Consider the following 26100-nt stretch of genomic DNA (forward strand, 5'->3'; position numbering starts at 1 on the left):
TTAAAAATTATAAAGCGACATTCGGTGTCGCAAAGCTGCTTCGGCAGTTTTTTTATTTATTTCATGAGATTTATTCCTCATTTATGGAATAGACGAAAATAAAAAATTCTCTAACACTAGAACTATGCTTTTAGTGAGGAGAGCAACATGAAATATTCAATATTAAGTGTTTTAGTGGGTAGTTTATTGTTGGTTGGGTGTGGTGGTGGAGGCTCAAATACAGAGGGGAGAATTGATGGAGCTGTCTGGAAAACAAGCGGAAAAATTGTTGATGAGAAAGGTAGCCCAATCGCTAATGCTGATATTTCGGTGAGATTGGGAAAAGTTACATATGCTACAAAATCTCACGATGATGGAACATATAATCTTGAGACACCTAAAGAATATAATTATCCTTCTACTTTTGCTGGAATTATAAAAAAGGATGGTTATATGCCCTCAACATTACTGTTTAGTTATAGTAATGGTGCGTTAGCAAAAGATGTAAACTCAGCGAATCCAAAGTTACCTTTAATACGAGAGAGCGATGTTATTTTCTTTCAAGGTTTGGATATTATTCATTTGGGAGATGATAGCTTTCAAGGTTCATCTAATTCACAATTACAAGTTCCATCACAAGGAAAAGTTTGGCTTGATACATTTAAATTTACTTCAAATTTAAAAAATAAATATGATCAAATTTGTATTAACATGACTGCCAGAGGAATAAATAGTCAAGGTAATCAAGGACAACCGTCAAACGATAATATTAGTTTGTCTGAAGATGGCAAGGTTGGTACATATATAGTCCAAATACTTAAGGATAGTGATATTTCTGGTGCCTTTACTAATATTTCCCACTGTTTTTCTTTATCAACATTTGCCCTAAATAAGAATAGTGATTCAACTATTCGTTTGCAGATAAATTCACAGCCCGCATCTGGGGATTATGATGATTTTGAAATGATTAATGTGGTTGGAACACTAAGTAATAGTAATGGTGTAACTCAACCAACTACCTCACCTAATACAGAAATGAATACGTTTGGAACTCAAAATCAAAATTATTTTATTACTGTTTCTGCTCCACTATCATCATATCCTATTCCACAGAATGGTGGATTTAATATATCTATGTCATGTGCAAGTGCATATGCTGATTTTGGTCAAAATTTTGAGTATGTAAGGCCTTCTGATCAAGTTGTGGTATCTGGTGAAACTATAAAATCAGCTGCTTGTCGTAGAGTGAATTCTGACTGGCCTAATGTTCTAAATAAAATTGATAAATTAGTAAGTACTTGTGGTTCAAAACCTTATGATAATATCGGTATTGTGGCTACTAATAGTATGAATAACTATAGTACAAATTACTCAGCATCAAACCCAATAGAATGGGGGAAACTACAAAATCAAGCATTTAAGAATTATCAAGCAGATGTAGACTTGTGTAAAAAATAAGTACTACATCTATCTTCTGCCGTATTTTTGATGCGGCTTTTTATTGCTTAAAAAGAAGACAAATCAAGTATCTAAAAAGTTTAACTATAAAAAATAGACAAAGTCTATTCCATGTTTATGGAATGGACAGGTTTATTAGAGCCTTCCATAATTTAATACGCAGGTACATTTTTGTATCTGTAATTAATTAAATTAATCAGCTAATTAAGGATAAGAAGATGAAAAAATTAGTATTTATTTTATGTGCAACCTTGTCATCTTTGGCTACGGCTAAAGTGGTGACTTGGGAAAGTCTTACACGAGTTGAAGCATGCACTGGAGCTAAACAACTTCTTGAAACGACTGGAGGAGGTAAACCTAAAAGTGATTGTGACTGCTCAAAAAATAGTAATGGAACTTGGGTTTGTGCAGCAGAAAGCAGAGATTAATTAAGTTGATGGGACTTATTTGAGTTCATGATAAGTCCCAAATTTATTTTTACCAAAAATTATTTTTATTTCAACTAATTAATAAAGAAAAGCATATGCGTGAAAATACCTTGAAAAAGTTAAAATGAAGTATTTAATTCGTATTATATAGTTTTGTTTTTCTTTTAAATCAAACTGCTTTAGCTGAAGCAGCAGAGGCTTTCGTTTGTAAAGTAACAAAGAGCACGACAACGTATAAAAATAATGAAGTTTTTAATCAAGTAAATGATAGCTGTTATGGAGATGATTGCATTCCGGAATTTATGTCTTTTGATAAAGATGAGTTACAGCAATTCTCAAGCCATTTTTATCGGCACGGTCAACCACAATATAACCTAGCACAGTTAATGAAGTAATTGCTCGCTTAAGTTGTGAGAGAACGTAGGATCTTGAAATATCAAGAATTGACGAAAGTTTTAAATATATTGGTCGAGAGTTTGGAAAAACTGAATTTGCTAGGACCACAAAAATTGAGGAGCAATCAGGTATTTGTACACTTAAAAATTTTAATACGAAGTTTTAATGATTTAAAAAAAGGAGCATATATGTTAAATCTTTCAAAAACTATTTTATCTGTAATGATTTTAAATTTGTTAAGTGGATGTACAACCATGCAAATGCTTGGAGAAAGCAAGGATGAGATTAAAAAAGGAAATTATGGATGGGGAACATTTTATGGGGCATATTCACTTATTGTTGGTCCAGTTGTAGATGTCGTTACATTGGGTGGGACATTGGATGCTGAACAAAGTACAACCCTTTGGACTGGTGTAGCAAGTCAACAAATCGCACAGCAGCAGATAAAAACAGGAAAAAAGACATTTAGTAATCTAAATTATTGTATTAAATATGACGATACTTCATCTGATAATTATGACTATTTCACTAATAATTGTGGACAAAATATTAAAATTTTATGGTGGGAAGGAGATGGTTATGCTTCTGGTAGCCATGATTTTGTTCACTTAAATACAACTAACTTACGTACGGATGAAATCCAAAAGCCTAAACGAAGTATTATTTATGTAGCTTGTCCTATGAATTCGACTTTTGCAAAACTTGATCGAAGATGGACAATGCAATGTCAGCTAATCTAATTTTATCAACTGAGATTGTGAAAAAGTGTTTGTCGTTAGAACTTTTAAATTTCAGACAAACTTCATTAATAACTGTACCAACTCACTTTGTCGATGTGTTCTGGTTTTGGTAAAAATTGATTGTAAATGTTTTCGGACAGTATCCAGTTGAATGTTGAAAGTATGCGAAATCTCTTTTAATGTTTTGGAGTCCAACAACTGTTCACAGATTTTATTTTCTACAGGTGTAAAGAGGAAAATCTGTGTGTATAGCTCTCTTTGATATTTAGCCTTGTGTTTCAAACAAGAAAAGGTCGCTAATACGACAGGACGTAAACCAAAAATTTTATGCGCTTTTTCAGGAATGAGTAAATCCAAGGTTAAAAATAAATCATGGTCAAGCATCATTGTTTTAGTCCGTTGAGCATAATCCAATGTTTGATAATGATTGTAATTGTGCTCTAACTCAAATAAATGCCGACTAAACAGGCTTTGGCAATATTCATTAAAAGTGAAGCTTCGTTGATCAATACGTAGGTGCGGATTGTTTTCACATAATTGTCTTGCTTCATCATTTAACTCTAAGACAGTTCCATTCAAATTGATGATTGCAATTGGTTGTTTAATTTTTTGGATCAGCTGAGAGCCTAATAGAGTCCGCGTTGAATATTCAAAATGATGACGATGCTGCTGAATTTTTTGTTGCAACATCGGTAGCATGTCATAAACAGGTTGTAATTCTGAACTGCTCAACGCCCCACGATGCGGGCTGGTCAGGAGTGCCAAGATCACACAAATTTTTTGATCATAAATGAGTTGGATTGCAGAACCAAATTGTATATTCAGTGGTTGTAAGACCTGCTGATAGACTTGTGTTTGATTAATTTCTTGTTCTGTAAAATGTTGTGAATCATGCATCCAGCCCTGAAATGGGGCTGAGATTGATTTTTTTAAACGTGGGTCATCGTCAATTTCTAGGCGTACATTGGTCAAAGCCACTTGATTGAGATAATCTGCATCAATACTAAGACCATGATGTACACTAAAAGACAGTGCTTGGACTTGCAGATCAACTGCTAGAAGCTGAGACAATTGTATATTAAAAGCATGATTCAGATGTTCCAAAAACATGACCCAGTCATCAATATCTTGAACTTTTTCCAAGACTTTCATGACTGCTCTTTGCTTGATTAGATCCATCTAAAACCACGGAAAGAAATCAAATGATTTCAGTTATTTTATAATAGCTTCATGAGCACGAAAATGAGCAAAAATAAAAAAATGACTCGTTTAGACAACTATCCGATGAAATGTAATATAGATCGAACTGTACTGTAGTTTCACCAATAGCAAAATTTAAAGTGCTTTATTGATCTTGGTAGCAATCAGAGCTTCTATGCACAATCAATATAGCTTATGACATCAATATTCTTTACAGTATCAATTGAAAAGTGTTCTAACTGAGTGATTTATGCGCGGTCTATACCTCATTACCAATGATGATCCAATCCAACTATTATTAGAAAAATTAGATGTGGCTCTAGCAACAGGACAGATTGCGATTCTGCAATATCGTCGTAAAAAAGTAGCAAAAGCTGATCAGCCAAGTGAAGTCGAACAGATCAAAGCACTTTGTGAAAAGCATCAAGTCCCATTTGTGATTAATGATAATTTGGCACTGGCTGAACAATTTGGTTTAGGTGTGCATCTTGGACAGTCCGATGGTGAAATTAGCGATGCGGCTACACGTTTGCCATCAGGTGTGATTATTGGGCGGACTTGTCTAAACTCATTAGAACTGGCTGAAAAGGCAATTGCGGATGGGGCGACTTATGTGGCATTTGGTGCGGTCTATGCCACCTCAACCAAACCAGAAGCGGGTAATGTAGGCATCGAAGTCATTCAGCAGGCGAAACAAAAGTTTGCTGTACCGATTTGTGCGATTGGCGGGTTGACCGTTGAAAATTCTCAAGTGGTGATTGAGGCTGGTGCGAGCCTTTGTGCAGTAATTAGTGATATATTAGGCCGATCAACAGCCGAAATTCCTGCTCGTGTAGATGCATGGGCAAAGTTATTTGACTAATTATATGTATCCGCTTCGCGGAACCTTTATTGTTTCTCGGAACGACAACGTTCCTCGTCCTCGATTCTAGGTTGAGTCTTTTATGAGCTTATCTCCAAAGCAAGAACAGCTATTTAAACAAGCAAATAAACATATTCCAGGTGGGGTTAACTCACCTGTACGTGCATTTAACGGTGTTGGCGGTACGCCAGTCTTTATCGAAAAGGCAAAAGGGGCGTATTTGTGGGATGTTGATGGCAAACGCTACGTAGACTATGTCGGTTCATGGGGCCCAATGATTTTGGGTCACGCACATCCAGATATTATTCAAGCAGTACAAACTGCGGCGGAAGATGGTTTAAGTTTTGGTGCGCCAACTGTGCACGAAACGACGCTGGCAGATACGATCTGTGACATTATGCCATCCATTGAGTTGGTGCGTATGACCAGTTCAGGTACAGAAGCAACCATGACCGCGATTCGTCTGGCACGTGGCTATACTGGCCGTGACAAAATTGTGAAATTTGAAGGCTGTTATCACGGTCATTCCGATTCACTATTGGTAAAAGCAGGTTCAGGTTTACTGACTTTAGGCGAAGGTGAGCCAACGTCAAAAGGGGTGCCTGCTGATTTTGCCAAACATACCTTAACGCTGCCATATAATAATATCGAAGCGCTGAAAGAATGCTTTAGCAAGTTTGGTCATGAGATTGCAGGTGTGATCATTGAGCCTGTTGCAGGTAACATGAACTTGGTGACACCAATCGATGGTTTCTTGCAGGCGATTCGTGATGTGTGTGATGAATACAAATCAGTCTTCATTATTGATGAAGTGATGACGGGTTTCCGCGTCGCTTTGGGCGGTGCGCAATCGGTCTATAACGTGAAACCAGATTTAACCACTTTGGGTAAAATTATTGGTGCGGGTTTACCGGTCGGTGCTTTCGGCGGTAAACGTGAAATCATGGAATGCATTGCACCATTAGGTGGTGTTTACCAAGCAGGAACTTTGTCGGGTAACCCATTGGCCATGCGTGCAGGCATTGCGATGTTCAAGCATCTTCGTGAACCTGAGTTTTATGACAAGCTTTCAGCACAGTTAGCCAAATTACTGGCAGGTTTACAGGCTGCGGCAGACGAAGCGGGGATTCCATTTAAAACCCAGCAAGTTGGCGGTATGTTTGGTTTGTATTTTACCGATCAAGAAGATATCACCAGCTTTGATTCAATGTTGGCTTGTGATGTTGAAGCATTCAAGAAATTCTTCCACGGCATGTTAAAGCGTGGCGTCTATCTTGCACCATCAGCATTTGAAGCTGGTTTTATTTCATCAATGCATTCTGATCAGGATATTGCAGAGACCATTCAGGCAGCAAAAGAAACCTTTGCTGAAATGAAATAACGCTGCGATACATACATAAGCCCGATTTATTCGGGCTTTTTTAATGGATATATCTTTAATCTGAAATGAATAGAAAGCTTAAGGTATTAAAAAAATAAGGATTGGCCTTAATGCAACCGTACTGATTTGCTACCTGTTTATAGGATAAACCTTAGCGATGAACAAAAAAGATAAATAATCTTTATTGTACCGCCAGCTAAAATAATGCTTGAATAATAAACTATATTTGCGCTGGTCTTAGGCTGTGCTTTGGGCTTGCGTAGGCTGTAGATTGCAGTTGTATCACATCTAAAAGCTTTTTTATAAGAAACCCATAGGAATGGAGTAAAACATGAAAACTAAACATTATTTAACGTCCGCTGATGTGGAAATTCTGGTTGATGCAGCCTTGCAATATGCAACAGCGCATAGCTTTAATGTCAGCATTGCAGTTGTGGACGACGGTGGAACCTTGTTAATGATGAAGCGCATGGATGGTGCGTCGGTACTCTCAACAGAGATTTGTCAAGAAAAAGCCAAATCTGCTGCGGTCAGCCGTAGAGCAACCAAGGTATCAGAAGATATGATCCGTGATGGAAAAGTTGGCTTTTTAACGATTAATGCGGCAAAAGGCATGCTAGAAGGCGGAGAGCCGATTGTGTATCAAGCACAGGTGGTCGGTGCTGTAGGGATTTCGGGGGTACAATCTTTTCAAGATGCAGAAATTGCCCAGTATGCAATTCAACAATTTCTAGAGCAACAAACCTAAATCATCATTTAAATTCGATTCTGGATGAAATATCGAGAGAAACACGAAAAAAATTAGTAAAAATACGTGTCATGCATTGTAATTCAGCGCTAAGCTTTTTATGATTGCCCGCTTGTTTTCATCCAGTCGTTGGAAGGCTACCTTGAGTGATTTTCTAAGTGAACATTTGATTCATCGTGATGAAGATTTTATGGTCATCCATAAACCTGCAGGCTTACTCACTGTGCCAGGGAAAACGCCAGATTTACAAGATTGTTTAATCAATCGTCTATTAGAACTAGAACCCAAAACCTTACTGATTCATCGTCTAGATCGTGACACTTCAGGTATCTTGGTCTTTGGCCTATCCAAATTTGGACAGAGCACGATTTCACGTCAGTTTCAGGATCGTCAGACTTCCAAAATTTATCAAGCTTTGGTTGCTGGGCATTTAGAAGGTCAGGGCACCGTCGATATTCCTGTAATTTATGATCCAAGCCGTCCACCCTTACATATTGTGGATGCCTCTTATCACAAACCTGCATTAACAGAATGGCAAGCGATCGAACATTTAGAAATTCAAGGACAAACTGTAACTCGAGTTCAACTGATTCCGATTACAGGGCGTTCGCATCAGCTTCGTGTGCATATGCAATATTTAGGTCATCCGATTCTGGGTGATACCTTATATGCCACACCCGAACAGCAGCAGCTTTATGCGCGTTTGTGCTTACATGCAACGCAATTAAGCTTCGCTCATCCTAAAACAGGTGCACAATTGACATTCGATTGTCCTGTACCGTTTTAGTCTAAAAACTTTTTTATGAAACACGATGTGATGCACGCTATTTGATTGCGCTTTGTGTCAAAATACATCGTTGAAAACTACATAAAATGCCTTAACTTTTATTTGGGTCAGGGCATAAAATGTGTAGGCTAACTTGAGATAAAGGTGGAAAAATTGCAGCAGTTTGCTATTGGTCAACGTTGGTTATCAGATACTGAAACTGAACTCGGTTTAGGGGTTCTTATTGATGTAGATGAACGTTCTATCAGCATTTTATTCCCTAAAAGTGATGAAACTCGCGTCTATGCACGCAACAATGCGCCTTTATCTCGCATCATCTTTAATGTAAACGATGAAGTCCAAGACCAAGAAGGCCTTAAGTGGATTGTTGAGTCGATTGAAGATCGTCATGGCGTACTTCGTTATGATGTGGTTCGTACATTGGAAGATGGCGAACAAGAGCGCAAGTCACTGAACGAAACCCGTATCGGTGCACAAATCCAACTGTCAAAACCTTTAGAACGTCTGTTGGCCAGCCAAGTCGATTATAAAGAATGGTATGACCTGCGTATTGAAGCGATGTTGTTGCAAGCACAAATGCATACCAGCCCTTTACGTGGTTTTCTCGGTGCACGTGTGGGCTTGATTTCACATCAGCTTTATATCGCACATGAAGTCGGTAAGCGTTTTGCACCACGTGTCTTGTTAGCGGATGAAGTGGGCCTAGGCAAAACCATTGAAGCAGGTTTGATTATCCACCAACAACTGAAAACAGGACGTTCAGAACGTATCCTGATTTTAGTGCCTGATTCATTGCAGTATCAGTGGATGATTGAAATGCGTCGCCGTTTCAATTTGCAATTCTCGCTATTCGATTTAACCCGCACTGCTTCGATCAAAGAACATGATCCTGAGCTGAATCCATTCCTGACTGAACAATGCATTATTGCCAGTGTCGACCTGATGGTTGACCATGATGACTTGCGTGAGCAAGCCATGGAAGCTGGTTTTGATTTGCTGGTTGTGGATGAAGCGCACCACTTGATGTGGAGTGAGGAAGAGGGCGGTAATGATCGCTATGACCTTGTTGAAGAACTGGCAGAACAGACCGCAGGCGTATTACTGCTCACGGCAACGCCGGAACAGTTAGGGGTTGAAAGCCATTTTGCCCGTCTTCGTTTACTTGATCCGCAACGTTTCAGTAGTCTTGACCGTTTCCTTGATGAGGAAGAGCAATATCAACATACCGCTAAAATTGCTGAAGTGTTGATGTCAGATCAAGCGTTGACAGAAGAGCATCTTGCTGCATTGGATGGCTTATTGGGTCATCGTATTGATGATCAGCCTGAACAGCGTATGCGTGCGATTCACGAATTATTAGACCGTCACGGCACAGGTCGTATCTTGTTTCGTAACACCCGTGAAGCGATTCAAGGCTTCCCTGGTCGTGATTGCCAGCCAGCGCCTTTGCCAGCACCAGAAGACTGGTCATTTGATGGCAAAATGCGCGAGCAAATGTGGCCAGAAGAAGGTCAACTCGATGGTGCATGGATGGAAAATGATCCGCGTGTGCCGTGGTTAATGGAAGTGCTACGCAAAGAGTTAAAACACAAAAAAGTGTTGTTGATCGCGCGTAGCGGCCCTGTAGTTGAAGCACTTGAAAATGTACTGCGTTTACATGCGGGTATTCGTACCGCGATGTTCCATGAAGGCATGAGCTTATTGGAACGTGACCAAGCGGCAGCCTACTTTGCTGAAGATAGCTATGGTGCTCAGATTCTCCTCTGTTCGGAAATTGGTTCGGAAGGTCGTAACTTCCAGTTTGCCAGTGATTTGATCTTATTTGACCTGCCTGCAAACCCGGATGTATTGGAGCAGCGTATTGGTCGTCTGGATCGTATTGGTCAGGAAAACCGGATTCAAATTCATGTGCCCTATCTGATGGGTACAGCACAGGAGCGTATGTTCCGCTGGTATAACGAAGCGCTCAATATTTTCAGCAATATTTCTCCAACTGCACAAACGTTACAAGAGAACTTCATTGTTGAATTGAAGGATTGTTTATTGGCAGATCAAGGCCAGACTTTTGAAGATTTACTGGAAGAAGTCAATGTACAACGTCAAGCCTTGGAAGCAGAACTACAGGCAGGTCGTGACCGTTTGCTCGAGTATAACTCTTGTCGTCCAATCGTGGCGCAGGGGATTGTCCAAGCGCTTGAAGATTATGATGACAATACCACTCTGCCAATGTTTGTGAAGCGTTTCATGTCATCCACCAATATTGACTTTGATGAGCAGAGCAACGGTACAGTGATCATCAAGCCAACGGATCAAATGCAGGTTCAAGGTCTCACTTTGGACGAAGAAGGTATGACAGCAACCTTCTATCGTGATCAGGCACAGATCCGTGAAGATGCGCAATATTTGACTTTGGAACATCCGTTTATTGAAAGTGTGATGGAAATGATCCGTACACAATCATTCGGTAGTACCAATGTGGCTTTGCTGAAATCCAATGCTTTGAAACAAGGTTCAGTTTTACTTGAAGTCTGGTTCAAAGTTGATGTGGTTGCACCAAAGGCATTGAACTTGCCATCAAGTTTACCGAAACAATTGATTCGTGTATTACTCAGTGAAAATGGTCAGGACTTGTCTGCCAAGATCGATCCAAGCATTTTACGTCCATATCTGCATCATCTTGATGGCAATAGCTGTCGCCAAGTGGTGAAAGCACGCCGTGAAGTGATTGAGTCACGTTATGCACAAGCTTTAGAGATTGCAAAAGGATCATTACCAGAGTTAATGCAGCAAGCCAAAGAGCATTACAGCGGCAAATGGCAGTATGAAATTGATCGTTTAAGCTATCTCAAGCAATTTAATCCAAGTATTCGTCAAGATGAAATTGAGCGTTTACAGAAATTCCAGAAAGAGGGCCTAGGTCTCCTAGATGGTCTTTCTGTGACGCCAGAAGCAATTCAAGTTTTGGTTGTTGTTAAACCTTAACACGACGAAATGCAATAAAAAAGCATCTGAAAAATCAGGTGCTTTTTTATTTTCAAGGTTTTTAAATTGATGGGTTTGATTGAGACGCAGTGATTTATTTATGAATAGTTTTTAGGAAATTGTGGAAACTCTAGTGAACGCGTTTGTAAAAAGGAACTCACTGCTGCTAGCGTTTCAGCCGATTTAATCCGTGTTGCTACAATTTCTGCTTCTTGATCGATACATTGAAGAATTTGTTCAATTGGAAATTTAATTTGTTTTTTGATGATTCTAAGTGAGGTTAATGAGAGTTGCCCCATTTTTTGCGCTTGTTGGTGAGCATACGTATAAGCATCTGGAACAATCTGGTTAATCAGCCGAGCTGTGAGTGCCTTCTCAGCATTAAACTTTTCGCCAGTCAGGAGTAATTCCGCGGCAAGATGATAGCCAGCTTGAGGTGTCATAAATAAGCTTGTGGCACCTTCGACAGAGAGACCCAAATTGACAAATGGAAGTTGGAATATAGCATTGTCCTCTGCAAAGACTAAATCACAATGAAACAGTAATGTTACACCAACCCCTATAGTGCATCCTCGAATTGCAGCAATAATTGGTTTTGAGCATTGCGCTAATGCCTTTAAGAAATGAAATGGAGGAAAGATATCTTCATCCAAAGTGGTTGCTTGTGTTTGAGCCAAAGATAAAAAGTAGCTCATATCATTGCCTGCGGTGAAATCCGTTTCATTACCTCGTAGAATAATCACATGTATATCGGTTGCTTCATCTGCATCAATAAATGCTTGAGCGAGTTGTGTATACATTTCACTATTTAATGCATTTTTAGCTTTGGGGCGCAGAATTGAAATAGTTAAAATACCATCGATTAAATCAAAATTTAGATGTGGGGTCTGATTTTTTAAATAATCCAACATTAGGGTATACCTTGTAATTAAAATTATAGAAATTCATTCTTAAATCTAGAATTAAGAATCATTGTTAACGGTTTTGATAGATATTAATGATTTGTATATGCCTATTAATAATGTTTTTTGATTCAGTTTTCAAGGGATCTTAAGTATTGTCCTAATGTGTATATATGTTTGGCATATAATGTTTTTTTGACAAAATTAATGTGTTTTTTTGGAATTTTTTGTCATTTTTATTTATTTTTAAATAATGTTGAATGATTTGAACTTTGTTTTAGACGGTAATTTTTTAATTTATTAAGATGTTTGAAACATAGGTTGAATCATATTGGGTAATTTATGTGATTTTTATTCTCTGAGTGCATTTTTAATTTTGATGGATTTAAAATAAATGCATTTATTTTTATTATTAAGGTGGTAGGGTCTTTTAATGGAAATAAAAACTACGGATGTCATTTTAGATGCTTCATCTACACATATTCATTATTTAGCTCATTGGGAAAAGGAAAAGCCTCATAAAAATTATTTGATACAACCTTTACCTAATGGAAAGGTCGAGCACTACACATGGGCTCAAGTAGCGTACCAAGTGCGTTGTATGGCAACATATATCAATAAATTAGGGCTTGAGCCAAAAAGTAAAATTGCTATTTTTGGAAAAAATAGTGCTCATTGGATCATGGCTGACCTAGCAATCTGGCTGGCAGGGCATATTTCAGTTCCATTATATAGTACCTTCAATAGTGAAGGCATTAAATATGTGTTAGAGCATAGTGAAGCAAAACTTTTATTTATTGGAAAGTTGGATGCCGTAGGAGATAGCTGGAATGAGGTAAAGAATGTAATTTCAAAAAATATGCCATGTATTTTTTTGCCACAAGCACCTGAGTTTGATGGATTAACATGGAAAGAAATAGTTTCTATAACTGATCCTTTGAAACAAATCGATTTTCCTAATGCCAAAGAGGTTGCAACTATTATTTATACTTCGGGTAGTACAGGAAGGCCGAAAGGTGTGATGCAAAGTTTTGAGACTTTACTTTCACCTGTAGAAGAGTTGAAAAATGCATTTGAAATTAATTCAAATGATCGTCTACTTTCACATTTGCCTCTTGCTCATATTGCGGAACGGATATTAGTTCAATCTATTCCAATTGTTAATGCTTGCACTATTTATTTTTCTAATTCTCAAGAGACATTTATTGAAGATTTAAAGCGAGCGAAACCAACGGTTTTTCTTACAGTACCTCGTTTGTGGATTAAAGTTCAATCTGGAATTAATCATAAGATTTCCCCATCAATGCAACGTATGGTTTTTAAGTTGCCAATCTTGAGTGGTGTATTAAAGAAAAAATTATTGAGTAAGTTAGGCTTAAATCATATTCGAGTGGCACTTACTGGTTCAGCACCATTACCTGCAAGCGTCATTAAATGGTACCGAAATTTAGGATTGGAACTGCTTGAAATTTATGGGATGACTGAAAACTGTGGTTATTCTCATCTTACAAGGGTTGGACAATATCAGAGTGGTTATGTTGGACATGCGCACTCTAGAGTGGAGTGTAGAATTGATAGTAATGGTGAGATTTTGGTCAAGAGCCCAGGAACCATGTTGGGTTATTACAAGAATTCTGAAAAAACAGCTGAAGATATGACGGAGGATGGCTTTTTTAGGACGGGTGACATGGGATTAATTGATGATACAGGTTGCTTAAAAATTACAGGGCGAGTCAAAGATATTTTTAAAACATCAAAAGGAAAATATGTTAAGCCAGTACCGATTGAACAAAAAATAGCTGCACATGATTTCATTGAATCTGTTTGTGTCGGGGGCTCAAGTCAGCATCAACCCGTGGCATTTATGATGTTAGCTGAAGAGGTTAGAGCTCAGCTGAATCATGGGAATAAACGTGAGGTGATTGAATTAGCAATTAATGAATTAAAAGAAAGTATAAATAAATCCTTAGAGCCTCATGAAAAACTCGGTTTTATGGTTGTGATTGATGAACCGTGGACAATGGAAAACGATTTGTTGACCCCGACCATGAAAATAAAACGGAATAAGATCGAAGAAAAATATGAACCTTATCTTGAATCTTGGGCAAATCAAAAAAGATCCATTGTGTGGGAATAAAAAAATAAGTCATTGCGCTTAAAAAAAGAAATGGATTTTTCCTTTTATTTAGCCATTTTCCACACAGATATAAATATATTTACCCTTTAATTGAATGGAATAACTAAAATTATTTTAATAAAGGAAATGCGATGGTGATGAATTACAGAATAAAGCTGGTCACTCTTACCCTCTGTTTGCCTGTAACTTCTATTTTTGCAGCAGGCTTAGAAAGAACAGCACAACCGATTTCTGCTTTTTTACAGAATCATAACTATTTTGAAGCAGGCTTTTCCGTAGTAGATCCCACAATCTCAGGCAGAGCCAATAATGCAAATGGTGGTGGTGTCATCAGTGATATGGCTGAAAGTTATTATTCGGTCCAGATGGCACTTAAGCTTCAACTGAATCCGCATTTTTCTTTTGGCTTGATTTATGATGAGCCTTTTGGAGCAAATGTTGCCTTTGCAACCTCTGATCCGCATCGAACTGATGAATCTGGGTTATTTTATAGTGGTAGGCAGAATACGAAGGTGGAGGCCAGTGCAAAAAATATTTCGTTTTTGGCTGGTTATCAGCCCGATGAGAATTGGAATTTGTTTTTAGGTGGTGCCTATCAAACGTTTCAAACCAATATACAGGTTCGTGGAACCGCAGGTGGCGGAACTAATGCATTAGGACACTATAATGCAAACTTACAGGAGGGAGGAGCAACAGGATATATCGCAGGTATTTCTTACCAAATTCCACGGAGTGCCTCAAAAGCTACAATAAGCTATCGTTCCCAAATAACCCATCAATTAGCCACAAATGAGTTTGGGCAAAGTAATATTCTAGCAATTGAAGATAACAATCCTGAAGCTGCTTATTTTAATGAGCGATCAAAAACCAAAGTTATTACGCCACAATCTGTGAATCTTGATTTGCAAACTGCATTAGCTCCGCAACTGATCATGTTGAGTTCCATTAGATGGGTGAACTGGAAGCAGTTTTCCTTTAGGCCTGCAAAATTTGGAGATATTTCTGAAGTTTTAGGAAAACAAGGTTTAGCGCCTGATAATCCGAATGGTTTTGATTTATTGACCTATGCGAAAGATCAGCTCTCAGCCTCAATAGGTTTGAGTTATAAGATGAATCAACACTGGTCTGCTAATGGTTCTCTATTATGGGACTCTGGAGCAGGGCATCCAGCCTCTAGTCTAGGGCCAACCAAGGGGTATTGGGGAGCAGGTTTAGGTGTGCAGTATAGCCCCAATAATCAGTACTTCATCGCAGGCGGGATGAAATATCTTAAAGTTGGCGATGCAGATGCTCAAACCGCATCAGTATTTGGAACGTCAAAATCGATTGCAAAATTTGAAAATAACCATCTTTTAGGCTACGGACTAAAAATAGGATATCGTTTTTAAGTTTTAGCAATAAAAAAAGAGGACCATTACAGTCCTCTTGTTTATTTTCAATACTTTTTAGTGATCAATATTGGCTTCCAAGAACCATAAATATTGATCCAGATCCTCGAGTGCTGCATGGATAATATCTTCAGAAATGGGATCTTGAATTTCGTCAATCGTGTCACGTAAATGATTGGCGACCACGCCATAGCGATCAGCCAGTTCTTTTAAATGATCCTGTACGGCATGAATCGTGACGGGATAAGGTTTGAGATGTGAACTTTTAGCAACCGATTGCGTTGTGCCCAGTGCGGTCCCACCGATCTGTACGGCACGTTCGGCGACATTGTCCAAGTGAGTGATGAGTGATGTTCTAAACATATCTAACATTTCATGCACTGCAATAAAGTTGCTCCCCCGCATATTCCAATGTGCTTGCTTGGTTAGCAAGGAAAGATCAATTAAGTTGGCAAGGATTTGATTTAAGATTTTTATGGTGGACTCTTTGATCGAGTCATCTAAATTATTACGTGTATATACTTTTAAAGCTTTTGCTGTTGAAGAATTCATAGTTACCTCATTCAATTCTAATGTGATGAAACATTGTGAATAAAAACCATTCATTACATCACTAGCTTATCGCTTGAATGTGCACTTGAGTGTTTTTGTTGTCTAGGCTTTTGTAAGTTTGCTTATCATCTATTCTCTTTTTGATAATAGCTGTTTTAATTCAGACTCATGGATCATTGCATTCGAAAAAGGGTCTTTTTGCATGTTAAGCATTGCTTAGATCAGCCCCGCATCTTTGCATTCCAATTTGATATAAGCATAGAAAATAGGGGCAACGATTAAACCACTTAATCCAAAAATGGATTCAAAAATCAGCATTGCCAATAACACTTCCCATGCACTGGCATTAATTTTAGTACCAATAATCTTGGCATTGATGAAGTATTCAAGCTTGTGAATAATCACCAGATAGGCAAGAGCGATGGCTGCCACAGACAGCGAAATGGTTAAGCCTGCCATGATGATCAAGGTATTTGAGATCAGGTTACCAATAATAGGAAGTAAGCCAAAAATAAAAGTCAGAATGGTCAGCGTCTTCGCAAAAGGCAAGTGGATATTAAAAATCGGTAAAACGATAAAAACGAAAATGATAAACAGACCAGTATTGATCAGGGAGATCTTTACTTGGGCAAATACCACATTCTTAAATGAAATTGAGAGCTTTTGAATGCGATGCAAAATTGCAGCTTTAAATGCAGGTTGTGGCGCATGTTGTTTAAAATTCTGAATCGATACCAAAATACCGACAATCAGGCCAATGACCATGGTCGCAAGGTTGTGCAGAATATCTGTGCCTGTATTTTTGACAATCGAAATATTATTTTTGATAAAGGATAAAATCTGGTTCTTGATATCGGCAACACTATGCGGTAGATAACCTGGTAAATACTGGCTCATCTCCGTCTGAAACTTAATCAGTGTTTGATCAATTTTAAAGTTAAATGAATTAAGCCCGGTTCCTTTTAGATCATAGATCACAAAACTAATCAGGCTGGTAATAAAGAAACCAAGCAAAACGATAGTGGCTACGCCTAAGATAATACTGATAAAGATTCGTGCCCGTTGTCCATCAATATGCTTCTCAACAATTGAACTTAAGCTATTAATAATTTCAAAGACCAGAAAACCAGCAAAAAAACTCGGTAACAGATGTAAAGGAATGACCATCATTAAAAATAAAGACATCAGAATAAAACTGGCGATGATACTTTGACGGTCATTAAGTAGATTCATGATCTATATGCCTGATTTGAGTTGTTGTTATGCTAAAGGACAAAAGTATGATTTTGATTACATTCGGAGAGTTTAAGCCGATAATTGAGCTTAATCAATTTCCATTTTATCAATATGACGTGCGCCTTCTAGAATCATACGGATCATCACCATGGTCTGTTCAGCGACTTCGGTACGCTGTTCAACAGGCAAATCCAGCACTTTTGCCCCCATATTGAACACCAATTGAGTAATGGCCTTAGCGACAAGATCGGCATGACTGATTTTACTGTTGTTCATTTGTTCTAAACGAATCAGGTCTTCTTGAAGCTCTTGCTGAAAGAAGTTGAGTTGCCGATCAACCGCTGCTTTATATGAGGTTGAGCCCGTATAGCCTTCGCGTAATAACAAACTCAGGTTGCCTTCATCGGTATTCAATTGTTGAATAAACACTTCTACCGAGCTGCGGATAACGCTGTGTTGCTTTGAAGCCTGCAAGCGAGCTTCACGAATAATTCTGCGCAGCACCAAGCCAGATTGATCAATCAAGGCAATAGCCAGTTCATCAATGTCCTTGAAATGGCGATAAAAACTATTGGGTGCAATACCAGCTTCACGTGCAATTTCACGTAAGCTGAGAGAGGCAATACTTTTTTGTGGGCCGATCAGATTCAGTGTGGCCTGAAACAGCTCTTCTTTGGTAATGGTTGCTTTTCTACCTACAGAGCGCACAGGAGATTTCATGGGAATGACATCTTGTTCATTTACGTTGTCATTGCCGAGCGGTAAAAAAGAAGAATGAACCATTGTTTTCAATATATAAGTAAGCTACTCGGGATTATAACGATTGTCTGTGGACTTGTGAAATGTAAATTCTTATACGAGTGTATATACAAATATATATACATATGTATAATAATTAGCAAACAACCAGAGTAAAACTGCTCATGCAAGCAATTGAAAAGAGAAATTCTCTATTTAATTCGTTGGCTCAAAGTGTCATGAATAGCCATGACGCCAATTTTTGGTTACAGAAAATCAATCCATTGTGGTCCATTAATCAGCCTCTTGCCAAAATCGTAGAAAAACAAATTGTGGCAAAAGATACGGTCAGTCTAATGTTGCAATGCAACCGACATGTTATTCGAGGGGTTGCAGGGCAGCATCACCCTGTGACGCTCGAGATTGCAGGGCGTCATTACGAACGGACTTATAGCATGATGCAAGTCGATGCAGATCATCTTTGTTTAACCGTGAAAAAAGTGGATCAAGGTTTGGTGAGTTCATGGTTGGTTGAGCAAAGCCAAGCAGGTGACATTTTACGCTTAGGGCATCCCTACGGCGAGATGCAGCAATCTGTTGTAACCCCTCACTTATTATTGCTGGCTGCAGGAAGTGGTATCACGCCCATGTTGAGTTTGATTGAAGCTTTATGTCAGTCAAAACAATTGAATACTACGACGGTCCAATTGATGTATTGGGTAAAAACTCATGCAGATGCGGCCTATGCTGAATATCTGAAAGAAGTGTCAGAAAATTTTTCAAAATTTAGCGCTCAAATTTTATATACCCAAGAGCAGGACTCACGTTTAAATCAGAGTCATGTTGATCAATTGGTATCTTTAAATGAAACCACCGTGTATGCCTGTGGTCCCTCAGGTTTTGCTGCAACAGCAGAAAGTCTGTTTCAGAATGCTGCCGCACTGCACACAGAAGCATTTAGCTTAAGCCAATTTGAGCAAGAGCAATCCGAGACTGGCTTTATTAACGTTACGTTGACGCAATCCAATAAAACCATTGCCATTCCTAAAGGGCAGTCGATTCTTACAAGCTTGGAACATCAAGGGATCAAGCCGGATCATGGTTGTCGGATGGGCATTTGTAATAAATGTGCATGTAATAAGGTGCAGGGGGCAACCAAGAACTTGTTGAATGGAGCTGTCAATAATGAACCAACGCAGTTATTAAAAATTTGTGTCAATTCAGCCCAGTCTGATCTTGTGATTGATCTATAAGAGAGTCATTGATTATGAACATGCTTGTTAAAAATGAATTTTTTAAAAATCCAAAAAATCGGGATTTAACGACTGCAGAACTAGATGCTTTTGCTCGTGAATTGGATCAAATCAAACAAGAGGTACTGGATGATTTGGGTGAAAAAGACGCTCGGTATATCCGCCGTGTTTATTCTACCATTCGCTATAGCAGTTTGGCTGGACGTGCTTGCCTGTTCTTAGGATGGTTTCCACCAGCATGGTTGTTAGGTACTGGGTTATTAGGCTTTGCCAAAATCATGGAAAACATGGAGTTGGGTCATAATGTCATGCATGGTCAATATGACTGGATGAATGATCCGAAGTTTAACGGTCAAACCTATGAATGGGATACGGTTGGAACGTCAGATAACTGGCGCCAAACCCATAATTATAAACATCATACCTATACCAATGTAAAAGGCATGGATGACGATGTTGGTTATGGTGTATTTCGTTTATTCCCAGAACAGCGTTGGTCGAAATTTACCTTAATTCAGCCTATTTATATTGTGCCTTTTAGTCTGTTATTCCAGTGGGGCGTCGCAATTCAAAACCTTGAATTGGGTAAAGTGCTGTATAAGCGTAAAAGCATGGCTGAATTTAAACGTGAATGGCAGCCTGCACAAAAGAAAATCATGAAACAAGTGTTTAAGGACTATGTATTTTTCCCATTGATTGCAGGCCCAGCAGCACTCCCTGTATTTGCAGGTAACTTGGTGGCGAATGGGATTCGTAATGTTTGGACATTCAGTATTATTTTCTGTGGCCATTTTACCAAGGATGTTGAGGTTTTTCCGAAGTCGATTTTAAAAGATGAAAGCCGCGGACATTGGTATATGCGTCAGATCCGTGGCTCATCTAATCTTACGGGATCAGAAGCTTTCCATATCCTAACTGGGCATTTGAGTCATCAGATTGAACATCATCTATTCCCAGATATTCCTGCACGTCGCTATCGCCAAGTTGCTCCCAAAGTGCAAGCCGTGTGTGAAAAATATGGTCTGCATTATAACAATGCCAGCTTTGTGAAGCAGTTTAGTGAAGTGGTTGGGCGTATTTTTAAATATGCACTGCCTTTTAAAAAGTAAGCCATAAAGCCTTAAAAAAAGCCCTGAATACATTTGCTTCAGGGCTTTTTATTTTATTTTATTTCTTCTTTTTGGAAATCCACATGGTAATGGTGGCATGGAAAACTTTTTCATTGTGCTGATTAAGGACATCGACATTCACCAAGTATTCTCCAGCTTTGTCCCAATCGTAATGGTCATCAACAGGGGTAGCGATTGCAACCAGATCAGATTCGGCCTTCTTTAAATATTCAACGGTCATACCTTTGGGAATCCAGCGATGTGTTGCTGGAACCGTGACTTCAGTCATGGTACCACCTGCCAGTTCGGCCATATTGCACATCGCAATTGCGTGTACCGTACCAATATGATTCAGCACAGAGCGCTTTTTCTTGATGCTGATTTTACAAAAATTGGGTTTTAGTTCTTCAAACAAAGGCGAGATGCTACTGAAATAAGGGGCTTTAACACACAGTAGTCGAGTGAATGTCCACTTTCCTGCAGGTAAGACTGAGACTTTATTCCATAATTCTAAGGTTGAAGCCATGGTTAGATTTCCTTTTGGAGAATTAAATTCTTTTACAGAATATAATTCTGTTTACAAGTCGTGGTCAAGTCATACACAATAGTTCCGACCATTGGTAAATTTGATTGAACTATGCAAACGGCACAGCAGTTATTGGAACGCTTATATCCACAACGTCGATCGTTGCTAAAAAGACAAATTTTGTTAGATGCATTGTCTTGTTTTCTTGAACATGGTTTGGAAACCACCAGTATTGAAATGATTAGGGAAAAATCTGACAGTAGTGTGGGGGCGATTTATCATCATTTTAAGAATAAAGATGGGGTCGTTGCAGCATTGGTATTTGCGGCTTTAGATGATCAGGCACAATTGCGAGATCAATATTTACAACAAGCAAAATCGCTGAAAGAACTGCTCTATGCGCTGATTTATAGTTATACGGATTGGGTCTCTGATCAGCCCAAGTTTGCACAGTTTTTATTACTTGCCCATTATAATGTGCGGCAGGGTGAGTATGGGCAAAGCTTAAATGATAAAAATAAACTCAGGAATCAAAAGATTGCCGGTTATATTTCCAATTATGCAGATGCCAGTTTATTCAAATCAGTACCAACCGAGTTAATGATGTCTTTGGTGATTGGTGCAACAGAAAGCTATTGTCGCGCTTGGTTGTCTGAAAAAGTAGTAACCAATCCTAAAATGTATAGAGAAAGCTTGGCGCAGGCGGCTTGGGATTCCTTACAACATTTAAGCAAAGTTCCATCAGATCAAGAGCATTAGGGGCATAAATGATGACAGCAAATCATTCGAAGCTACACTGTTAAATAGTATCTTGGTTAATCAATATAAATTAAATAATTCATTTAAAGTTGTGATGAGTTAGCTCTAAAATATTTGGGTGAAACGTTCTTCCAGCGTTTAAATGCTCTAGAGAAGGCAGAAGCTTCAGAATAGCCCAACTGTGCGGCAATTTCTTCAATGGTTAATTCTGTTGTGGTAAGTAAATCTTCTGCTAAATCTTCACGAATATTACTCACTAAGCGCTCATAGGTAATGCCTTCACTTGCTAGATGCCGTTGTAACATCCGAACGGTGATTTCAAGCTGTGTTGCTATCTCCTCTATATTAGGCATTTGTGAGGGTTTTAATAACAGGATATTGCGAATTTTTTGGCTAAACTTGCCGATGGTACTTCTACGTATCCAAAGATTTTGACATTCTTTTTCATAATAGGTACGGGTAAAGTGATCGGCTTGAGGCAGAGGTAAATTTAACAGACGGGTCTCAATAATAATGCAACTGCGAGGTTGGTCAAAATTAATGGCATAACCTGTCAGTTCTACAAATCGATCCGCATACACCGGAGTGGGGAGAGCGACATTAATTTCCATGACAGGAAGTGAGAGCGGCAATATATCCTTTTGTAGTGACATGATGGTGGTGTAGTCCCGCTCAGCGAGAAAATAGACCAAATCTTGCGGTAAGCTATCATGATTAAAGGTGATAACAGTATGTTCCCCAACTTTACTGGTTTCGAGTTTGCAAAAAAAAGAACTCAACTGCAAATATCTTAAGGCGAGATGTAAAGCTGCTTCGATGGTTGGGCTACTGAGAATGGCAAACCCCCATGCCCCAAAGGTGGTGGTATGATGTCTTAAACCAGCTTCAACCCCTATAGGGATTTCAGAACCTAATAAATCAATTAAGTTACGTAATACTTGAAATTCTTGCTGAACATTAATTTCATGGTGAATTTTCGATAAATCTTCAAGGGTAATATCACTATTTTTTAGACATTGTGTAACGGTCAAACCATGCGATTGCCCGACGGCAAGTAGTACACGAACAGCATTTATATGGCGTGGAAAATCCCAGTGATGTTGCATATACTTATGTCACGAAATGTCATGTTTTCTATTATAAAGTCATTCTTTTGTGATGCAATCCTTTATATCTTTGACCATGTTGTCAAGTTAGATTGGAAGGTTGCAAATGTTAGCCACACACAACGATGGCTCTAGTAATAATCAAAGTTTAGCCCTTGAGTTAAAGGCTTTATATGATACAACTAAAGCAAAAGTTGGTGATGAAGATTTAGCTCATATCAGAAATGTTGCTGCGTATTCAAAAGCAATTAAAGCGCGTAGTGATAAGCTGATTCAACAAGGTGGAAAACCCAATGCTGTACTGCGAGGCTCAGTATTGGGTGCGTTGCATATCTTATTAGAGTTTTCTGAACTGGGTCATAACATTATGCATGGTAGTTATGACCATTTGCCAAATTGTGGTGAATTCCATTCTGCGCGCTGGGTGTGGGAGATTGTTGCAGATCCGCATGAATGGCGTGTGATGCACCATCAAAATCATCATCCTTTTACCAATATTGTTGGTAAAGACCATGATATAGGCTATTCATTTCTGCGTTTAAAACCTGGTCAGAGTTGGTATGGGCATAATATTATTCAATTTCCATTACTCTGGTCGATAGCTTTAACACCAAGTTATTATTTTACCTTTGTCACGGGAACATCGGCTGCACGTACAGAAGGGCGTCGTGTGTTAAGTAAAGAGACTTTAGCCCAATCGTTTAAACTTATTCAGCAACATGCTTTAAAAAATTTTATAAAAGAACCGCTTTCTGTCTCCCCTAAGCGAGTGTTGCCGACCTTTGCAGGGAATTATGCGAGTACGGTACTGGGCTACTTTCTGACTACCGCAGTTTTATTGCTGGAACATCATGCCCCGAATGTCGAATTATTTAGTGACCCTGGTGATGAGTCGGAAGAGGAATATTTCCGTCGTCAAATTTTAGCAACCAGTAATTTTACGCCGTATGCCGACCTAGATAATTATTTTAAAAAACTGCTTGCGGAAGAAGTGAAGTTTGATCACCCGCCACCATTTGACGTATTTTATGGCGGCTTAAATACTCATCTGGAGCACCATTTATTTCCCGATTTACCCTGTAATCGCCAACGTGAAATTCAACCGCTGGTTAAACAGCTTTGTTTAAAATATGGGCTGCCCTATAACGTGACACCGTTTGAAACGGTTGTTCCTTATATGATTAAAAATATTTTTAAACTCACTTTGCCAACTGGTGAACTTGAACAAGGGAAGCCGACAAAAATTCTAAAAAAACCGATGGAACTGCTGCGTCGCATTGCTTATGGTACTCGCTATAAACAACCCGACAGCATGACCTATTTACAAAAAGCATCGTTTTATAATGTGCCAGTTAAAGTGGTAGCGGCCTATCCACAGGCTGAGGGACAAGCCCTTAAAATACATCTGCAAAAGCCTTTGGGCTGGGATGAGGTGACATGGGAAGCTGGCGCATTTATTTCAGTCCGTGTCGAGGTCGATGGTCAATCGCTTGTTCGCCAATATAGCTTATTAAAAGACAGTATTGATGCTGGGAATAGCCTGGAAATTACCGTTAAACGCGTTGCGGATGGTCGGGTTTCAAACTATATCAATGGCCACATCAAGACCAATTCGACAATGATTGTCGTCGGTACACCGCAATCATCACCCGATTTTATTATGAAAGAAGTGCCACAACAATCATTGTTTTTGGCGGGTGGTGTGGGCATTACCCCGATCATCAGTATGTTGCGTAAAGCACATCGCGAGGCGCCGGATAGTCGAGGGACATTGTTGTACTTCAACCGCAATGAAAGCTCAATTATTTTTGAACATGAACTACGTGAAATTGCTGATGCATCAGGGTTTGACGTACAGTTTATCTGTGATGCGCTCAATTCGGAAGATGCACATCGGGGACAGATGCAGCAGGCTAAATTAAGCCCTGAACTGCTCTCAACACTGGTGCCAGATATCACGCAACGTGAAGTCTATGTTTGTGCCCCGCCAGGATTCATCGCCGCGTCAAAATCCATGCTATTAGACTTGGGTTTGCCTGAAACACAGTTTCATACTGAAAGTTTTACCGCACCGAGTGTAGAGCACCCGACCGATGGCAAAGACCATGTCATTTGGTTTGCGCGAAGTGATGTAGAGATTATTGTCGATGGCGGTACAACTTTACTAGAAGCAGCTCGGCAAGCTGGGGTTCACATTGCCTCAGGCTGTGAAAGAGGACTGTGTCGTGCGTGTGTATGTAACAAACTTGAAGGCTTGACCCACCTCGATGAGCATAAGGCTAGCCCTGATACACGTATTACTACCTGTAACAGCCTGCCACGCTCTGACAGACTGGTTTTGGATGTGTAAGTGTAAGCACATTATGGATAATCGCTTAGATGAGAAAAATGCATGACGAAAATTGCAGTAATTCAGCCATCTTTATTGCTGGGTGAGGTTGATGCGAATCTGAAACGAGTTGAGGCTTTAATTCGCGACGCCAATCGTGAACATGCACCCGAGATTATCGTTGTTCCTGAGGCTTTTACTTCACCTAATGTTTATTCGCCTATCTTGCGAACCACGCCACAGCCAATTGATGGCCGCCCATTTCAATTGATGAGAAATTTGGCAAGAGAACTAGGTGTAGTTCTGGCTGGTGGTTTCCTCTCGATTCGGGGGAAGCATACGTATGGCACTTATCTGTTAGCTGAACCCAATGGGGTCGTGCATCTGCATGACAAGGATATTCCTACGGCCTGGGAGCAAAACTTTTATATTGGTGGCAAAGATAATGGTGTCGTGGAATGCCAAAGCTTAGGTTGCAAAGTTGGCCTTATGTCTGGTTGGGAGTGGGCCCGTATGGGGACAGCTGCCCGTGTGCGCAATGAAAAGGTACAACTGGTGCTTGGTGGTATGTGTTGGTGGTCAATGCCCTTGAATTGGTACGGCCCGCTAGGCCGCCTCTTGAGAGCGGAACATGCGTTGTATCGCGAGCAACAACGTCAATTACCAGGACAAGTGGCTAGGTTGACTGGCGTACCCGTGGCGCATGCTGCGCATGTGGGAAAAATTCAATGCAATACCCCTTTACTGCCTGTAGTCAACTGGCAAACTGAAATGATTGGTGAGTCTCAGATATGTGATTCTTCAGGGAAAATATTAGTAAGACTTGGTTACGATGATGGCGAAGGCCACGTTGCTGCTGATGTTTCTATCGATATGCCAAAACCTATTGATCCCATTCGTGATCAATATTGGATTTTTAAAATAACGCCATTAAGCCAAATCGGATGGCTTGCAACAAATTTACATGGAACTGTTTCTTACCGATTACGCCATCGACTCGGGAGATTTCCTTGGCAATCGTTGAAGTCACATGATTTGCCAAATTTCATAGATTCAGAACATGGTTGTTTATAACAAATCCCGTCATCAGCATCTATATGCATT

At 39.3% G+C, this 26100-nt stretch carries 22 protein-coding genes; 15 read left to right on the top strand and 7 right to left on the bottom strand.

Annotated elements, in window-relative coordinates:
- The first annotated feature begins 147 nt into the window (after positions 1 to 147).
- From Aba26S_RS14165 to Aba26S_RS14175, 3 genes are all read left to right on the top strand, one after another.
- A complete protein-coding gene (locus Aba26S_RS14165; RefSeq protein ID WP_005243394.1) occupies positions 148 to 1437 on the top strand; it encodes a carboxypeptidase-like regulatory domain-containing protein in 1290 nt (429 codons plus the stop codon).
- A gap of 218 nt (positions 1438 to 1655) precedes the next feature.
- Positions 1656 to 1865 carry a hypothetical protein gene (locus tag Aba26S_RS14170; protein WP_005243393.1) on the top strand — a complete coding sequence of 70 codons (210 nt, stop codon included), beginning with the start codon at positions 1656 to 1658 and terminating at the stop codon, positions 1863 to 1865.
- Between the two features lie 428 nt (positions 1866 to 2293).
- Positions 2294 to 3001, top strand: a complete 708-nt coding sequence (locus Aba26S_RS14175) for a hypothetical protein (protein ID WP_096911088.1) — start codon at positions 2294 to 2296, stop codon at positions 2999 to 3001.
- Between the two features lie 51 nt (positions 3002 to 3052).
- On the opposite strand, the gene Aba26S_RS14180 is transcribed toward Aba26S_RS14175, so the two are convergent.
- Complete coding sequence (locus tag Aba26S_RS14180) at positions 3053 to 4180, bottom strand: helix-turn-helix transcriptional regulator (RefSeq protein WP_043972908.1); 1128 nt, start codon at positions 4178 to 4180, stop codon at positions 3053 to 3055.
- A gap of 271 nt (positions 4181 to 4451) precedes the next feature.
- Here Aba26S_RS14180 and thiE point away from each other — a divergent pair, with 271 nt between their 5' ends.
- The 5 genes from thiE (at position 4452) to rapA (ending at position 10961) form a co-directional block, all read left to right on the top strand.
- Positions 4452 to 5063, top strand: a complete 612-nt coding sequence (gene thiE, locus Aba26S_RS14185; protein WP_005243388.1) for a thiamine phosphate synthase — start codon at positions 4452 to 4454, stop codon at positions 5061 to 5063.
- An 82-nt stretch (positions 5064 to 5145) separates the two neighbouring features.
- Positions 5146 to 6444, top strand: a complete 1299-nt coding sequence (hemL, locus tag Aba26S_RS14190; protein WP_005243386.1) for a glutamate-1-semialdehyde 2,1-aminomutase — start codon at positions 5146 to 5148, stop codon at positions 6442 to 6444.
- Positions 6445 to 6775: 331 nt separating this feature from the next.
- Complete coding sequence (locus tag Aba26S_RS14195; RefSeq protein WP_005243384.1) at positions 6776 to 7192, top strand: heme-binding protein; 417 nt, start codon at positions 6776 to 6778, stop codon at positions 7190 to 7192.
- Positions 7193 to 7334: 142 nt separating this feature from the next.
- Positions 7335 to 7979 (top strand): RluA family pseudouridine synthase, encoded by a 645-nt coding sequence (locus tag Aba26S_RS14200; RefSeq protein WP_010590054.1) that lies wholly within the window; start codon positions 7335 to 7337, stop codon positions 7977 to 7979.
- A 144-nt stretch (positions 7980 to 8123) separates the two neighbouring features.
- Entirely contained in the window at positions 8124 to 10961 is a 2838-nt protein-coding gene (gene rapA / locus Aba26S_RS14205) for an RNA polymerase-associated protein RapA (protein ID WP_005243380.1), read from the top strand.
- A gap of 98 nt (positions 10962 to 11059) precedes the next feature.
- Here rapA and Aba26S_RS14210 read toward each other — a convergent pair whose 3' ends face one another.
- On the bottom strand, positions 11060 to 11872 hold the full coding sequence (locus Aba26S_RS14210; protein WP_005243377.1) for an enoyl-CoA hydratase-related protein: 813 nt from the start codon (positions 11870 to 11872) through the stop codon (positions 11060 to 11062).
- 424 nt (positions 11873 to 12296) lie between these two features.
- Here Aba26S_RS14210 and Aba26S_RS14215 point away from each other — a divergent pair, with 424 nt between their 5' ends.
- Entirely contained in the window at positions 12297 to 14000 is a 1704-nt protein-coding gene (locus Aba26S_RS14215) for an AMP-binding protein (RefSeq protein WP_043972911.1), read from the top strand.
- 131 nt (positions 14001 to 14131) lie between these two features.
- Complete coding sequence (locus Aba26S_RS14220; RefSeq protein WP_005243374.1) at positions 14132 to 15388, top strand: OmpP1/FadL family transporter; 1257 nt, start codon at positions 14132 to 14134, stop codon at positions 15386 to 15388.
- 57 nt (positions 15389 to 15445) lie between these two features.
- Here Aba26S_RS14220 and dps read toward each other — a convergent pair whose 3' ends face one another.
- The 3 genes from dps to fabR all read right to left on the bottom strand — a co-directional run bounded on the left by dps (position 15446) and on the right by fabR (position 17959).
- The gene (dps, locus tag Aba26S_RS14225) at positions 15446 to 15940 is read right to left on the bottom strand and encodes a DNA starvation/stationary phase protection protein Dps (protein ID WP_005243372.1); all 495 of its coding nucleotides are present in this window, start codon (positions 15938 to 15940) and stop codon (positions 15446 to 15448) included.
- 216 nt (positions 15941 to 16156) lie between these two features.
- Entirely contained in the window at positions 16157 to 17173 is a 1017-nt protein-coding gene (locus Aba26S_RS14230) for an AI-2E family transporter (protein ID WP_005243370.1), read from the bottom strand.
- Between the two features lie 90 nt (positions 17174 to 17263).
- On the bottom strand, positions 17264 to 17959 hold the full coding sequence (gene fabR / locus Aba26S_RS14235) for an HTH-type transcriptional repressor FabR (RefSeq protein WP_005243368.1): 696 nt from the start codon (positions 17957 to 17959) through the stop codon (positions 17264 to 17266).
- Between the two features lie 140 nt (positions 17960 to 18099).
- Here fabR and Aba26S_RS14240 point away from each other — a divergent pair, with 140 nt between their 5' ends.
- Together Aba26S_RS14240 and Aba26S_RS14245 are read left to right on the top strand one after the other, a co-directional pair.
- A complete protein-coding gene (locus Aba26S_RS14240; RefSeq protein WP_005243366.1) occupies positions 18100 to 19167 on the top strand; it encodes a ferredoxin reductase in 1068 nt (355 codons plus the stop codon).
- Positions 19168 to 19181: 14 nt separating this feature from the next.
- Positions 19182 to 20276 carry an acyl-CoA desaturase gene (locus Aba26S_RS14245; protein WP_005243364.1) on the top strand — a complete coding sequence of 365 codons (1095 nt, stop codon included), beginning with the start codon at positions 19182 to 19184 and terminating at the stop codon, positions 20274 to 20276.
- Positions 20277 to 20334: 58 nt separating this feature from the next.
- On the opposite strand, the gene Aba26S_RS14250 is transcribed toward Aba26S_RS14245, so the two are convergent.
- Positions 20335 to 20802, bottom strand: coding sequence for a hotdog fold domain-containing protein (locus tag Aba26S_RS14250; RefSeq protein ID WP_005243357.1), 468 nt, complete (start codon positions 20800 to 20802; stop codon positions 20335 to 20337).
- Positions 20803 to 20913: 111 nt separating this feature from the next.
- On the opposite strand from Aba26S_RS14250, the gene Aba26S_RS14255 reads away from it, so the two are divergent.
- Complete coding sequence (locus tag Aba26S_RS14255; RefSeq protein WP_005243356.1) at positions 20914 to 21561, top strand: TetR/AcrR family transcriptional regulator; 648 nt, start codon at positions 20914 to 20916, stop codon at positions 21559 to 21561.
- A gap of 83 nt (positions 21562 to 21644) precedes the next feature.
- On the opposite strand, the gene Aba26S_RS14260 is transcribed toward Aba26S_RS14255, so the two are convergent.
- Positions 21645 to 22667, bottom strand: coding sequence for an AraC family transcriptional regulator (locus Aba26S_RS14260; protein WP_005243355.1), 1023 nt, complete (start codon positions 22665 to 22667; stop codon positions 21645 to 21647).
- A gap of 106 nt (positions 22668 to 22773) precedes the next feature.
- Between Aba26S_RS14260 and Aba26S_RS14265 the strand changes: the two genes are divergently transcribed.
- Positions 22774 to 25017 (top strand): fatty acid desaturase, encoded by a 2244-nt coding sequence (locus tag Aba26S_RS14265; protein WP_005243354.1) that lies wholly within the window; start codon positions 22774 to 22776, stop codon positions 25015 to 25017.
- Positions 25018 to 25059: 42 nt separating this feature from the next.
- Positions 25060 to 26070 carry a carbon-nitrogen hydrolase family protein gene (locus Aba26S_RS14270; RefSeq protein ID WP_005243353.1) on the top strand — a complete coding sequence of 337 codons (1011 nt, stop codon included), beginning with the start codon at positions 25060 to 25062 and terminating at the stop codon, positions 26068 to 26070.
- Positions 26071 to 26100 lie beyond the last annotated feature (30 nt).

The organism is Acinetobacter sp. NBRC 110496, from assembly GCF_000876115.1.
Lineage (GTDB): Bacteria > Pseudomonadota > Gammaproteobacteria > Pseudomonadales > Moraxellaceae > Acinetobacter.